The sequence below is a fragment of the Streptomyces sp. NPDC026500 genome (assembly GCF_055567635.1).
Genome location: NZ_JBVHQB010000011.1, coordinates 282,535 through 295,636, shown reverse-complemented (window position 1 = coordinate 295,636; position 13,102 = coordinate 282,535). Strand labels below are relative to the sequence as shown.

Below are 13,102 nucleotides of genomic sequence, written 5' to 3'. Positions count from 1 at the left end.
AATGCTGGCACTGCTCTACTGCGTGTTCCGTCGCGACCTGAGGAAGCGTCACTCTTCGGCAGCCAGCCCCGTCGCCCGTCCTGCATCTGCTCTGGCTTAGAACCCCACTGCCGAACCTCCCGGTGCGCGCGCCCGCAGCCGACGCCTTCACCGAGGTACCACTCACACACCTTCACTGCTGGATACCGCGAACTGCACTTGCCAGTACTTCAACTGCGGTCCTGCTCACGGCGGCCCCTGATCACTGCGGGCCACCCGGTCCGGTCGCCAGCCCCGTCGCCGACCTGCGACAACCCTGGCTTCGGAACTCCACCACCGCACCGTCCTGCCAACTGCAACTACCGGTTCCACTGCCCGGCAGTTCGTGTCTGCCGGGCCTTGCTGATCTCGACTACGAGAGAAACCATAGCCAGACGATCAACCAATGTCTACTCCAGCCAACACAGATTTTCGTGTCCCCTGCGAGGAACAAGCCGGCATTGAGCAACGACCGATGGAGGGCTCTGGCAGGGCTGGGGCCGAGGGCATAAGCACGGCGCCCATACCGGACATTGGACTGCAGGCTTGGGGACTCTGATGGACACGATGAGCATCGAGGCCGCACCGGACCAGTCCGCGGTATGCATCGCCGTCGCACGCGAGAGCGTCCGGTCCTTCCTCGAGGGTCTCGGTCCGATCGCGGACGATGCCGCCGGCACCGTCGTGCTGGTCGTGTCCGAACTCGTCACCAACGCCGTGCGCCACGGCGGCGGCGCCTACACCCTCGGCTTGATCGCGCACCCGGACAGCATCGAGGTGGCCGTCCACGACCGCAGCTCCCAGGCGCCCCGCATACGCACCCCCGACCTGAACGACGGCACCGGCGGCTTCGGCTGGCACATGGTCAACCACCTCGCCCGCACCACCACGGTCACCCGCCACCCGAGCGGAGGCAAGACCGTGAGCGCACTCCTGCCCAGGTAGTGACCGGGCATGGTGTCGGGTGGCACTCCTCGCCGCTACTGGAGAAGGCGACCGCACTGTCACGATCCTGACGCCACGTGGCCTGACGCGCCCGGCACCAGGGGCTTCGCCGGCACGGCATCCCGGCGAGCGGCAAGGCCCACGTCAGACCACGTAGGTCGGATGGGTTAACCTCCCTTCCGCCTTCACTCCTGAGGCGAGATGACGGAGTGGCGGAACCACCGTGGAAGTGCCGCGCATGCATACCTCAAGCGGGGGTACGCCGTCTCTTGCCGTTCAGGAGCAGACGGCATGTGAGGCTGGATCACGTAGGAGGGGACGAGCATGACAGTGACCGAGACGACCGGGACGCGGACCGTCGTGCTGCCGGAGATCAGTGACCCGTCGCAGGTCGCTCCGAAGGATGCGCGTGAGTTGTCGAGGCTGTTCTTCGACCAGCTCGCCGTCCTGGAAGAGGGCACCCCCGAGTACCAGTACGCGCGCAACACCCTCATCGAAATGAACATCACCCTCGTCCAGTTCGCGGCCTCGCGTTTCCGCAGCCGGGGTCAGGACGAGATGGAAGACATCGTCCAGGTCGGCACCATCGGACTGATCAAGGCCATCGACCGGTTCGAGCTCACCCGTGAGGTCGAGTTCACCTCCTTCGCCGTCCCCTACATCGTCGGCGAGATCAAGCGCTTCTTCCGCGACACCACGTGGGCTGTCCACGTCCCCCGTCGCCTGCAGGAAGCACGCGTGGCGCTCGCCAAGGCCACCGAAGAGCTCCGTAGCCGGCTCGGCCGCATGCCCACGACACGGGAGCTGTCGGAGCTGATGTCCCTGTCGGAGAGGGACGTCATCGAGGCTCGGAAGGCCGCGAACGGCTACACCTCGGCGTCTCTCGACGCCGCCATCACCTCCAGCGAAGACGGTGAAACCGCTCTCGCGGACTTCATCGGCGTGGACGACACGGCCCTCGAACTCGTCGAGGACTTCAGCGCTCTCGCCCCTCTGATCGCCCAGCTCGACGACCGTGAACGCCGCATCATCCACATGCGGTTCGTCGACGAACTCACCCAGGCCCAGATCGGCGAACACCTCGGCGTCTCCCAGATGCACGTCTCCCGACTCCTCAACCGCACCCTCGCCAAGCTCCGCGAAGGCATGCTCACCACCAACTGACCATCCCAGCCGAAGGATCCGGCGGTGTTCCCCACCTGCACGGTGGGGAACACCGCCGGATCCGTGTGGGCCGCTACAGGCGAGGAGTCTTCCCTCAGCTTGTCTTTTGACCAGTGCCCCGTCGGGATCTGTGGCATCCGCCTCGATCTGTAACTTGCCCAGGATCTGCTGCCAGGTGCCGTGCGCTGACCAGCGGCGGTGCCTCTCGTGGACGGTCCGCCAAGGGCCGTACCGTTCGGGCAAGTCCGGCCAGGGCACACCGGTACGGGCTCGGTACAACACGCCGTTGATTACTGTGCGGTGATCGGCCCACTGCCCGACGGGCTTGCCGTTGGCGGGCGGTAACGGCTCGATCTTCTGCCACCGCGCGTCCGTGAGCTCATGTCGCCACACCATAAGGCGCACCTGCCCAGCGACAACACTGATCCCCCCGCACAGCAACAGCCATCAGAAGCGCCCTGGGAGCCGGAGCCCAGCAGGCGGCCGGTGAGGCGGTCGTCGGCCTGCTGCCAGCACCGCCCGATCCGCTCGGCAGGAGGAAGAGATCGCCCGGGCAATGGATCACCTCGTCCCACTCTCCGGGTAACGTCCAGGCATGAGTCATCCGCACCCCGAGCTGAAAGCCCCTCCGCCCCTTCCCGAAGGAGGGCTGCGGGTCATCGCCCTGGGCGGCCTGGGCGAGATCGGCCGCAACATGACCGTCTTCGAGCACGCCGGCAAGCTGCTCATCGTCGACTGCGGCGTGCTGTTCCCCGAAGAGACCCAGCCCGGCGTAGACGTAATCCTTCCGGACTTCACCTCCATCCGGGACCGGCTGGACGACATCGTGGCCGTGGTCCTCACCCACGGCCACGAGGACCACATCGGTGGCGTGCCCTACCTGCTGCGCGAGCGGTCCGACATTCCCATCGTCGCCTCGAAGCTGACGCTGGCGTTCCTGGAAGCCAAGCTCAAGGAACACGGCATCCGGCCGCGCACGGTGCGCGTGCGGGAGGGCGACCGGCGCAGCTTCGGGCCCTTCGACTGCGAGTTCGTGGCGGTCAACCACTCCATCCCGGACGGCCTCGCGGTCGCGATCCGCACCGGCGCCGGGATGGTGCTGCACACCGGCGACTTCAAGATGGACCAGTTCCCTCTCGACGACCGCATCACCGATCTGCGTGCCTTCGCCCGCCTCGGCGAGGAGGGCGTGGACCTGTTCCTCACCGACTCCACCAACGCCGAAGTACCCGGCTTCACCACCTCCGAGCGTGAGCTGAACCCGGCGATCGAGCAGGTGCTGCGCACCGCGCCGCGCCGGGTCATCGTCTCCAGCTTCGCCAGCCATGTGCACCGCATCCAACAGGTCCTGGACGCCGCCCACCAGCACGGCCGCAAGGTCGCCTTCGTCGGCCGGTCGATGGTCCGCAACATGGGAATCGCCCGTGACCTGGGCTATCTGAAGGTCCCCTCCGGTCTGGTCGTGAGCACGAAGGAGCTGGAGAAGCTCCCGGACCACAAGATCACTCTGGTGTGCACCGGCTCCCAGGGCGAACCGATGGCCGCGCTGTCACGGATGGCCAACCGCGACCACCAGATCCGTATCGGCAAGGGCGACACAGTCCTGCTCGCCAGCTCCCTCATCCCCGGCAACGAGAGCGCCATCTACCGCGTCATCAACGGGCTTACCCGGTGGGGCGCCCACGTGGTCCACAAGGGCAACGCCAAGGTCCACGTCTCCGGGCACGCCAGCGCCGGCGAACTCGTCTACTGCTACAACATCGTCAAACCCCGCAATGTCATGCCTGTGCACGGCGAATGGCGCCACCTGCAGGCCAACGGCGACCTCGCCATCCGTACCGGTGTCGACCCGGACCGGGTCGTCATCGCCGAGGACGGCGTCGTCGTTGACCTCGTCGACGGCCGCGCGTCCATCGCCGGGAAAGTCCCCGCAGGCTACGTCTACGTGGACGGGATGGAGGTCGGCGGCGTCACCGAAGCCTCCCTCAAGGACCGCCGCACGCTTGGGGAAGAGGGTGTGGTCACGGTGGTGGCGATCGTCGACGCCGACACCGGCACCCTCGCCGAAACCCCCGACTTCCTGGCCCGCGGCTTCGCCCATGACGACACCACCTTCGAGCCGGTCATCCCCGTCATCGAGAAGACCCTAGCCACCGCCGCCGACGAAGGCATCGGGGACGCGATCCAACTCGAACAGCTCATCGCCCGCGCCGTGGCGAACTGGGCGTTTCGCACCTACCGCCGCAGGCCCCTCATCATCCCCGTCATCATCGACGCCTGAGCCCCGGCAGCACAGCCCCCTGACTGCCGTGCCCGGCCTCGCGAGTATCGAAGCCGGGCACGGGAGTCAGCAGCCGCCCGAGGAGTCGCCACGCAGTCGGTCGCAGCCGATGGCGCTCGGGCAGCGAAGGGGTGACATTGCCACCTGCTCCATCCTGGCGGGCGCGGCACGGCGGCGGAACTCGTTCGTACGGATCTCGCTCGAGTGTGTGCCGGGTCCCGGTGGGCCCGGCACATCTATTCGCTCAGTGGGAGTCGTTACTGACTTCGGCTCGTTAGGGTGACGTTGGGTCGTCGAGGGCCAGGCCGGTGCCGGCTATGAAGCCGTCGAGGGTGTCGGGCCGGTATTGCAGGCGCTTGAGCCGGTTGCGGACGAGGGCCTCGAGTCGGTCGAGGGCGACGACGGCGAGGTTGGCCAGACTGCGTTTGACGTGGGCCCAGACCCACTCGACGGGGTTGAGATCGGTCGGCGGGCAGCAGGAACACCGTCAGCCATGCACGCTCGGCGGTCAACTCACGCATGGCATGGGAGACGTGGGTGTTCAGGCGGTCCCACACCAGCACGATCGGCGCCCAGACGAGCTGATGGACACCGTCGATCAGTGCGATGAAGTCGCGCTCGCCCATGCTGCGGCGTTCGCCCTTGCCCGCAGGGTGGGTGCGTAGGCGGTGGCACAGGCGGGTGCGGGAGCCGGGCCGCATGGCGATCAGTCCGGCCACCGACAGGCGTCCCGAGCGTCGGCCGCTGACCGTCACGACCGGGGTGCGGCCGCGTCGGCCCCAGGTACGTCCCGGGCGGCCGGCGGGTGAAGCCTGCCTCGTCCTCGAAGCAGAGGTAGCCCCCGCAGACCGCCCGGGCTCTTTTACCTCCGCCCAGGTCCCCTCCTTCCACGCGGTCACGGCCTGCTCGTCGCGCTCGGCGACCCGCCGTGCGGGAACCTGCGGACTGAAGCCGAGCCGGAGAGTCCTGGCGTGACGTCAGGGAGATCCTGCCCGGCCGCGACACCCGCCGACCCCGCCCCGACGACGACCAGGAGCAGCAACCCGCGACCGGCACCGCAGCAAGGTCGACGAGCACCCGGACCACGACGACGACAACACCCCCGCCGCACCGCTGACCAGCCGTAGAAACCGGAAGTTGCGCCGCATTGACCCGGGGGTCAACACCACGCGCCCGCCGGTTCCGTCACCCGCTCGAGGGTCAACGCCCGTGCAACGGAACTCAACGACCAGGCAACGTTCCGTGAGGGGCGGGCGTTCTCGAGTACCGCCGAAGGCGCAGCGCCCGGGAGTGCCGGCGCACCCGGCAGACGTCGACCAGCACCCGACCGCGAGGGCGGGCGTCCTCGAGTTCTGCCGAAGCCCCGGCGGTGCGCCAGCACTCGTAGCCGTCCCTACGGTCCATGGGTCCCCGGGCCCGGCCTACGGTCCATGAGGTCCACGGCGCCCAGACCCCGGACGCGATGAAGGTCCGGCAGCGCCTCCCGGCGGGCCGGACCCTCTCAGTGATCGGTCTGTCCCGAGGATCGGGCCCCAGCTCCCCGGGGCCGCTGCGCCTCGCCGCCGGGGCCCGACAACGGTGCTTGTTCTGATTGCTGGGCAGCTTTCAGGAGCTGTGTCCGCTTCGGTTGTAGTGACTGATGCGGGCCTGGTGTTGGCGTCGGCGGCGCCACGTTGACCCGTGCAGGATGTGGTCGATTGGGGTGGGCTGGCGGTTGGTGAGGCGGGTGATCAGTCGTCGGATCTCGGCGAGGCTGAGGTGGATGAGCTGGGAGGATCCGTTTCTGCTTTGCCGGTGTCGAGTTGGTGGGTGCGCAGGACGGTGAGGCAGGCGTGGGCGGCCATGGCCAGGGTCTAGGCTGCGGTTTCTGTGATGAGGACGGCGGCGCTGACCGGGCCCGGGGCGTCAGCGGTGGCTACAGCTACGGCGGCCCGGACGGCGCGGGCGACTTCCAGTGGATGGTGTCCGGGGGCGACCGCGAGTTGGACCTCGATGTGTCGGCCGGGTGGATCGTCATGGTCCTCCACCTTGACCGGGCGGCTTCCCAGCACGGTGGTGAGGCGGGCGACGCCCGGAACAGCCGTCGCGACGTCCGTCAGCTCACCGACGGGCCCCCGCATAGATCCTGTTCCGGTCACCGGAGGTGAGCTTCGCGCGGCTGCGGCTTCCGGCACGGGCTTCATGGCTCTCTTTGAGGTTCGCGACCCGACCGCCTCCGAGCCCTCATGGAGGTTCGTGACGTGCAGGTCGGCTGTCACAGTGGCCAGGCCGAGCCGTTCCGTGGCCGCGTCGAGCAGTGCGCTCCTCAACTGGTCGACGGTCTCAGGCAGCGGCAGCCCGAGGGATGCTGTGAAGGCCGCCTCGATCCGAAGCGGACCGGGCGGTAGCGCGCTGGCCGGCGGACGGACGGCCGGCTCGGACACGGGTTTGAGCGGTGCCGGCCCGATGCGCAGGCTCTCCATCCAAACACCGGGGATCTCGGCGGCCGTGCGCTCCAGGACCCGGACGGCCGCTTGCTCGGTGATCCATGTCCCGTCGTCGGGCTCGCCGAGCGGGAGCAGCCGGCCCAGGTCGAGCTGGTGCCGTACTGCCTGCGTCCATGTCTCAGTCACCTGGCCTCTCACCGCCTTCTTCTCGCAGGGTCCATGGCCGCGGTCCTTTGCTGACTGGCTGCGCCTGGAGTGTCCCTAAAAAAGCTGGGAGTAGGGGCCGCTCGAGCCGCTCGCACCGCCCCATCTCATGATTCACGTTTAGGACAATTAGTACTGACCCGAACTATAGTATTAATAGTGGTGCAGGGGTGGGCTCCTTGATTGAGGGAGGAATGGCTCAATGACCTCGATGACTGAGAACACCGGCGTCAAGCAAGTGCGTGCGCCCGGCTCTCGCGGCCGGACGATCGTCGCCGATGTGGTGGTGGAGAAGATCGCCGGAATGGCCGCACGGGACGTGCGCGGCGTCTATGCCCTGGGCAGCGGATTCGCCCGCTCGATGGGATCCATGCGGGAGCGGATGCCCGGCGCCGACAGTGGCAAATCCGCCACGCGCGGCGTCAGCGTCGAGGTCGGCGAGCTGCAGGCTGCCATCGATCTGGAGATCGTCGTCGACTACGGCGTGTCGATCCCTGACGTGGCCGGTGCCGTCCGGGAGAACGTGATCTCCGCAGTGGAGCGGATGGCGGGCCGCGAAGTCGTGGAAGTCAACATCACGGTCAGCGACGTGAAGCTGCCCGAGGAAGAAGACGAAGGGGAAGAGCGGCAGCGAATCCAGTAGCCGGAGCGGAGCAGCCCGCTTGAGTGAAGGAGCGCGTGATGAGCAGGGCGGTCGTGGGCTTGATGGCCGGAATGGCGCTGGGTTTCGCCGCGTATTTCGGTGACTTCTGGGCTTTCCTACTGGTGCTGGGGCTGGGTCTCGTCGGTCTCGCGGTCGGGCGGTTCATGGAAGGTGATCTCGAACCGGGCGACTTCGTCCGCCGCCGAGACCGGCAGGAGCGGATCCGCGATGACCGGCGAGAGGCCCGGGGAGACAGGCTGCGGTGACCGGGGAAGCCGATCGGCGTCCGGGCATCCCCAGCGGGGAGCGCGGGGCGATCAGCGTCGCCGACCGGGTCGTTGCGAAAATCGCTTCCCGGGTGGCGCGGGAGGCGCTGAGCCGGTTCACCGAGTCGGCCAGCCGCGTACCACCCGGCCGCCGGACCCCACACGTGACCGCATCCGTGCGGCGGGCACCGGAGCCGAATGCCGCAGGACGAGACAGTGAGTCTGCCGCCGGACGACAGGTGACGCTCGGGGAGGCACGGCTGCGCATCACAGTCGAGCTCGGTTATCCGTCCGACATCGGAGCACAGTGCGCCGCCGTGCGCCGGGAGGTCACCGAACGGCTCAAGACATGGGCCGGCATGGACGTCCCCAACCTTGCGGTGTCGGTCGAGAGGCTGCATTCGGTGCACTCGCGGCACATGGACCAGGAGAGGGTGAGATGAGCGCGAACACCGGGCGGCAGCCGACCGGCGACAGCGACCTCGCCGATCTCTCCCCCGATCACGGACAAGGAGCTCCGTCCACCGATGGCCCACCGAGCGCGGGCGCGACGGCAGCCGTCGATGAATCGGGGCGGTCGGCACGCCGTTTCTGGTCCGCGCGGCGGATCCCCGCCGCCATCGTGGCCCTGCTGTCGGCCGCGGCCATCGGACTGCTCCTGTACGACGTGGTCTCGGTGCGGGCGGGCCGGTCTGCGATGCACTGGCGGCGGCGGCTCGCCGAGGAACTGGCCACACGGCCACTGGACGACATCTGGATGATCGTCGGGGCCGCCGTGGCGATGGTCATCGGTCTGTGGTTCTTCGTGCTGGCGGTGACGCCGGGGCTGCGCAGGCTGCTGCCCATGCGGCCGCCCACCGGTGTCCCCGGGACAGGTGAGGTCCGCGCCGGGCTCGACCGCCGCGCAGCAGCCCTGATACTGCGTGACCGGGCCATGCGGGTGTCCGGTGTCCAGTCGGCACGGGTCGCTGTCGGCCGCCGGAAGGTCAAAGCCCGGGCACAGGCACATTTCCGCAATCTCGACGAGGTCCGCGCGGACCTGAACGCCGAACTGGGCCAAGCCGTGACGACTTTGGGTCTGGCCCGCCAGCCCACGCTGGCCGTGCGCGTCCGACGCCCCAAGAAGGGCTGAGGTGATCCGATGCTCAAGACGGCGAACCGGGTGCTGCTCGGACTGCTCGGCCTCGGACTGTTCGCCCTGGGCGGCAGCGTGCTGCTGGGCGCACTGGACCTGCAGCGCCACTGGGATTTCGAGGTGCCGGGATGGTGGCCCTTCCGTGGGCCGGACGATGTGGTGCTGGGCACCCAGGGACGCACCCGGTGGCGGGAAGAGGACTGGTGGTGGCCGACCGTCATCGCGGTGCTCGCCGTGCTGCTGGCCCTGCTGCTTTGGTGGCTCCTTGCGCAACGAAGACACCGCCTGGACCAGATCCCCGTCAACAGCGAAGACGGCGCGACGGCCAGACTCGACGGCCGCGCACTGGAGGACGTGATCAAGGAAGAAGCGCAAGTCCTGGACGGGGTCTCGCAGGCGCAGGTCCGGTTGACGGGCGGGCGTACCACTCCGACCGCACGAGTGCGGCTGTTGCTCGAGCCTCACGCGGATCCGGTGCAGATTCTGGGGCACCTGAGCCGGGAAACGCTCGTGCACGCACGAGAATCCGCGGGCCTGGACCGCCTCCCGTCGAAGATCCGACTCCGAGAAGTCCGCCACCGCGCCCGACGCGCCGCCTGAGATCCCCAAGGCTGAACCACCACGGGGGTACCGGCTGCGAGGCGTCCCGGATTCTTGGAACCCGAACGTCTGGGCATGCAGGCTGTACGTTGTCTGGCGCACTCGCCTCGCTGTCGGCGCGCTCGAAGACACCGGCCTTGGTTGTCGTCGGCATCATCCTGAGAACCCTGGGCTCGGTGGGACACGCCGTCGGCGGACGCCGCCACCTACTGGTAGAGGCCTGTGAGCCGGGGCCGTCACACCCCCCGGCGGCCACGATCCGCTCCCCGTCTGGCTGTGGACATCGGCACGAGGGCGGACGCGGCCTTTTTATCTGCGCCGAACTCGCACAGAACTGGGGCGTCCGCTTCAGTGACAACAGCAAGACCATCTGGACGGAACAGGAAAGCCCCCAGCCGGCATAGAACACTCCCCCCGCCTCCGAGGCGCTTCCTCAATCGCCGCCGCCGCTCCACCGGTCGGCCAGCGACTTCAGCGCCCGTGATCGCGCCTGGAAGTCTCCCGCCTGCCGCAGCGGCGCCTGTGAGTAGCCGCCGTGCAGTTTGTGGCCATCGAGCCAGAACGAGGCGTGGCCCTGCTCCAGTGCCTCGGCGAGCGGGATCTCGTGGCCTTCGCGGTCGGACGAGAGGTTGCGGTACGTGCCCTCGTCCCACACGATCACCGTGCCACCGCCGTATTCGCCCTCCGGAATGATCCCCTCGAAGTCGCGGTACTCCAGCGGGTGGTCCTCAGTAGGCGTCGCGAACCGCTTATCGTGCGGCTTCTTGGACGGCCCCTTGGACACGGCGAACGACTTCAGCACGCCGTCGGCCTCCCGGCGGAAGTCGAAGTGCGTGCTCCGCGCGTCGTGGATCTGCACGACGTACGACGGCGACCCGTCGGAGGACGGCTCCGCGCCCTGGCCCTCCGGCTCGGCCGTCTTGGAGGCCATCACGGGCCCTCGCGCCGAGGACCACCTGCCGCACACCGCACCTCACATCCCGCGCCGTCACCCCAAGGATTGTTCCGCACGCATCCGCTGAACGCACCGACCGCTGTGGCGCTCTCCGGCCGCATCGACTGTGGGTCATCCTCCCGATCCCGTCCGGGGAGCCGCTGTCGCTCTCGGTCCCTGAGGCCGCAGACCCGTACGCGCGGGATCAGCGGGGTTCGTGGCCGGAGTCGGCTGCGGGCAGAACCAGGCGGAAGGTGCAGCCGCGGCCGGTGCCCGTGTCGAGTTCGAGGCGGCCGCCGTGGCCCTCGGCGATGGTCGCGGCGATGGCCAGGCCTAGGCCGCTGCCGCCGTGGATGCGGGAGCGGGCGGGGTCGGCGCGGTAGAAGCGCTCGAAGACGAGCTCGGCGTCGACGGGTTCGAGGCCCGGCCCTTCGTCCGACACCTCGATCACGGTGATCGGCAGGCCCTCCGGCAGAGGCGGTGAAGCGGTGGTGCGTCCGGGTCGGTCCGTGCCTCCGGTTCCGGGACCCGCCTCGGTCGTGCCGACGTGAACATGGACGCGGGTGCCCGGCGGGGTGTGGGTGCGGGCGTTGGAAAGCAGGTTCTCCACGATCTGACGCAATCGGTGCGGGTCGCCGACAGTCTCCGCAACGTCGAGTTCCTCGGCCCCTGTGGGATCGGCCGGGGTGCGCAGCGGGCCGAGGTCGACGGGGTGGGACTCGCTGTGGACGGCGGCGGCGCTGACGGCGTCCGCCGCGAGGGACAGCAGGTCGACCCGCTCCCTGCGGTAGGAAGGTTCTTTGTCCAGGGTCGCGAGCAACTGGAGGTCGTCCACGAGCAGACTCATGCGTTCCGCGTTCTGTGCGATGAACCGGTTGGCCTCGTTTCGTTCGAGGGTCGAGCGCGGTTCGGGGCGGAGGGCGAGTTGGGCGTAGCCCTGGATGGCGGTGAGCGGAGTGCGCAATTCGTGCCCGGCGTCGGCGACGAACCGGCGAAGGCGGGCCTCCGAGGCCTCCCGGGCCAACAGCGCCCTCTGCAGGCGGTCGAGCATGGAGTTCAAGACCCGGCCGAGTCGTCCGATCTCGGTACGCGCATCGGTGTCTGCCAACCGCAGATCGAGCCGGCCCGCGGTGATGTCCTGAGCCGTCCGTTCCATTCTGGTCAGAGGCAGCAGCCCCAGACGAACCACCCATCGGCCCAGGGCGATCAGGGCGACGATCGTGACGGCGAGCAGCACGGCGTTCAGCCACAGGAGCTTCGACGTGGCGCCGTCGACGGTGTCGAGCGGAAGGGTGACCACCGCGCTCATGCCGTCCGGACCGGGGTTCAGCAGCGCCCGCCAGCGGCCGTCACCACTGATGGCGGGCACGGTTTTGGGGTGCCCGTCCTGCAACCCGAGGTCCTTCGCCTGATCGGCCAACCGGGGTCCTGGCTTGGTCTCGGACCCCAGGGAGTCGTTCAGACGGCGCCCGGAGGAGTCGTAGAAGTAGATGTGGAAGTCCGAGGGAAGCACGTCCGGGCGTTCTCCCGAGGGCGGGAGCCTGCCTTGGAGCGCGTCGTAATAGGCGGGAACCGGTGGATGGAACTCGACGAGCTGCTCGTCGACCCGGTCCAGCAGCCAGGAGCGAAGCACCACATAGCCAATCGCCTGGGAGGTCAGGACTGCCGCGGTGGCGAGCAGAGTGGCACCGAGGATGAGCCGCCGTCGCACCGACTTGGGCGGCCGGGGCAGGAACCGGGTCACTGGCCCGACGACCCTGCGTGGTCGCGGGGAAGCCGCAGGCAGTAGCCGACGCCGCGCACGGTGTGGATCAGTGGCGGCTCGAAGCAATCGATCTTCCTGCGCAGGTACCTGACGTACGTTTCGATGATCCGGGAGTCGCCCGCGAAGTCGTAGCTCCAGACGTGGTCGAGGATCTGGACCTTGCTCACCACCTGGCCCGCGTTCGACAGGAGATAAGCCATGAGCTTGAACTCGGTCGGAGACAGGGCGATGTACTGCCCTGCGCGGTGCACCTCGTGGGCGCCCTCGTCGAGTTCGAGGTCGGCGTAGCGCAGAACACTCTGCACCGCCTGCCATTCGGCGGCCGGCGCCGTGCGACGCAGAATGGCCTCGATGCGCAGCAACACCTCCTCGATGCTGAAGGGTTTGGCAACGTAGTCGTCCCCGCCGGCACTGAGGCCGGTGATGCGATCGTCGGTGCCGGTGCGGGCGGTCAGGAACAGGATCGGACAGTCGTTGCCTGCCGCCCGCAGCCTGCGGGTCACCTCGAAGCCGTCCAGGTCGGGCAGCATCACGTCCAGCAGCACCAGATGCGGTTTTAGACGTTCGACCTCCAGGAGGGCCGCCTGTCCGGTGTCGGTGCTGCTCACCTCGTATCCGGTCAGGCGAAGCGTTGCCTCCAGCAGGGTGCGAATGCTGGGCTCGTCCTCGACCACGAGGAGCCGATGTCGCGGCCGCGCGGCTGCGGGCTGCTCGGTCATGT

The 13,102-nt window shown here is 68.5% G+C and carries 12 protein-coding genes and 3 pseudogenes; 8 read left to right on the top strand and 7 right to left on the bottom strand.

Features of this window, described 5'->3' with window-relative positions; translation table 11 throughout:
- The first annotated feature begins 576 nt into the window (after positions 1-576).
- Positions 577-963 (top strand): ATP-binding protein, encoded by a 387-nt coding sequence (locus ACZ4N5_RS22055; RefSeq protein WP_467758751.1) that lies wholly within the window; start codon positions 577-579, stop codon positions 961-963.
- Between the two features lie 324 nt (positions 964-1,287).
- On the top strand, positions 1,288-2,127 hold the full coding sequence (locus tag ACZ4N5_RS22050; protein WP_467758750.1) for an RNA polymerase sigma factor SigF: 840 nt from the start codon (positions 1,288-1,290) through the stop codon (positions 2,125-2,127).
- 132 nt (positions 2,128-2,259) lie between these two features.
- Here ACZ4N5_RS22050 and ACZ4N5_RS22045 read toward each other — a convergent pair.
- Positions 2,260-2,523 (bottom strand): annotated as a pseudogene (locus tag ACZ4N5_RS22045) (transposase); the annotation flags it as partial.
- A gap of 199 nt (positions 2,524-2,722) precedes the next feature.
- On the opposite strand from ACZ4N5_RS22045, the gene ACZ4N5_RS22040 reads away from it, so the two are divergent.
- Entirely contained in the window at positions 2,723-4,408 is a 1,686-nt protein-coding gene (locus ACZ4N5_RS22040; protein WP_467758749.1) for a ribonuclease J, read from the top strand.
- A 274-nt stretch (positions 4,409-4,682) separates the two neighbouring features.
- On the opposite strand, the pseudogene ACZ4N5_RS22035 reads toward ACZ4N5_RS22040, so the two are convergent.
- From ACZ4N5_RS22035 to ACZ4N5_RS22025, 3 genes and pseudogenes are all read right to left on the bottom strand, one after another.
- Positions 4,683-5,367 (bottom strand): annotated as a pseudogene (locus ACZ4N5_RS22035) (transposase); the annotation flags it as partial.
- A 771-nt stretch (positions 5,368-6,138) separates the two neighbouring features.
- Positions 6,139-6,261: pseudogene (locus tag ACZ4N5_RS22030) on the bottom strand (IS701 family transposase); the annotation flags it as partial.
- The gene (locus ACZ4N5_RS22025; protein WP_467758748.1) at positions 6,262-7,020 is read right to left on the bottom strand and encodes a hypothetical protein; all 759 of its coding nucleotides are present in this window, start codon (positions 7,018-7,020) and stop codon (positions 6,262-6,264) included. It abuts the pseudogene before it with no gap.
- Between the two features lie 229 nt (positions 7,021-7,249).
- Between ACZ4N5_RS22025 and ACZ4N5_RS22020 the strand changes: the two genes are divergently transcribed.
- The 5 genes from ACZ4N5_RS22020 to amaP are packed head-to-tail and all read left to right on the top strand — an operon-like array spanning position 7,250 to position 9,682.
- Positions 7,250-7,681, top strand: coding sequence for an Asp23/Gls24 family envelope stress response protein (locus ACZ4N5_RS22020; RefSeq protein ID WP_467758747.1), 432 nt, complete (start codon positions 7,250-7,252; stop codon positions 7,679-7,681).
- A 38-nt stretch (positions 7,682-7,719) separates the two neighbouring features.
- Positions 7,720-7,947, top strand: a complete 228-nt coding sequence (locus ACZ4N5_RS22015) for a hypothetical protein (RefSeq protein WP_351545488.1) — start codon at positions 7,720-7,722, stop codon at positions 7,945-7,947.
- Complete coding sequence (locus ACZ4N5_RS22010) at positions 7,944-8,390, top strand: Asp23/Gls24 family envelope stress response protein (protein WP_467758746.1); 447 nt, start codon at positions 7,944-7,946, stop codon at positions 8,388-8,390. The genes ACZ4N5_RS22015 and ACZ4N5_RS22010 overlap by 4 nt, the downstream gene beginning before the upstream one ends.
- On the top strand, positions 8,387-9,079 hold the full coding sequence (locus ACZ4N5_RS22005) for a DUF6286 domain-containing protein (RefSeq protein ID WP_467758745.1): 693 nt from the start codon (positions 8,387-8,389) through the stop codon (positions 9,077-9,079). Before ACZ4N5_RS22010 ends, ACZ4N5_RS22005 begins: the two co-directional genes overlap by 4 nt.
- 9 nt (positions 9,080-9,088) lie before the next feature.
- Entirely contained in the window at positions 9,089-9,682 is a 594-nt protein-coding gene (amaP, locus tag ACZ4N5_RS22000) for an alkaline shock response membrane anchor protein AmaP (RefSeq protein WP_467758744.1), read from the top strand.
- A gap of 433 nt (positions 9,683-10,115) precedes the next feature.
- On the opposite strand, the gene ACZ4N5_RS21995 is transcribed toward amaP, so the two are convergent.
- The 3 genes from ACZ4N5_RS21995 to ACZ4N5_RS21985 form a co-directional block, all read right to left on the bottom strand.
- Positions 10,116-10,613, bottom strand: coding sequence for a DNA polymerase ligase N-terminal domain-containing protein (locus ACZ4N5_RS21995; protein ID WP_467758743.1), 498 nt, complete (start codon positions 10,611-10,613; stop codon positions 10,116-10,118).
- 208 nt (positions 10,614-10,821) lie between these two features.
- Positions 10,822-12,360, bottom strand: a complete 1,539-nt coding sequence (locus ACZ4N5_RS21990; RefSeq protein ID WP_467758742.1) for a sensor histidine kinase — start codon at positions 12,358-12,360, stop codon at positions 10,822-10,824.
- Positions 12,357-13,100, bottom strand: a complete 744-nt coding sequence (locus tag ACZ4N5_RS21985) for a response regulator transcription factor (protein WP_467758741.1) — start codon at positions 13,098-13,100, stop codon at positions 12,357-12,359. Before ACZ4N5_RS21985 ends, ACZ4N5_RS21990 begins: the two co-directional genes overlap by 4 nt.
- Positions 13,101-13,102: the final 2 nt, after the last annotated feature.

Bases quoted from the DNA above. Each gene is read 5' to 3' on its own strand.
- ACZ4N5_RS22055 (WP_467758751.1), top strand. From the start codon at position 577: ATGGACACGATGAGCATCGAGGCCGCACCGGACCAGTCCGCGGTATGC.
- ACZ4N5_RS22050 (WP_467758750.1), top strand. From the start codon at position 1,288: ATGACAGTGACCGAGACGACCGGGACGCGGACCGTCGTGCTGCCGGAG.
- ACZ4N5_RS22040 (WP_467758749.1), top strand. From the start codon at position 2,723: ATGAGTCATCCGCACCCCGAGCTGAAAGCCCCTCCGCCCCTTCCCGAA.
- ACZ4N5_RS22020 (WP_467758747.1), top strand. From the start codon at position 7,250: ATGACTGAGAACACCGGCGTCAAGCAAGTGCGTGCGCCCGGCTCTCGC.
- ACZ4N5_RS22015 (WP_351545488.1), top strand. From the start codon at position 7,720: ATGAGCAGGGCGGTCGTGGGCTTGATGGCCGGAATGGCGCTGGGTTTC.
- ACZ4N5_RS22005 (WP_467758745.1), top strand. From the start codon at position 8,387: ATGAGCGCGAACACCGGGCGGCAGCCGACCGGCGACAGCGACCTCGCC.
- amaP (WP_467758744.1), top strand. From the start codon at position 9,089: ATGCTCAAGACGGCGAACCGGGTGCTGCTCGGACTGCTCGGCCTCGGA.
- ACZ4N5_RS21995 (WP_467758743.1), bottom strand. From the start codon at position 10,613: ATGGCCTCCAAGACGGCCGAGCCGGAGGGCCAGGGCGCGGAGCCGTCC.
- ACZ4N5_RS21985 (WP_467758741.1), bottom strand. From the start codon at position 13,100: ATGACCGAGCAGCCCGCAGCCGCGCGGCCGCGACATCGGCTCCTCGTG.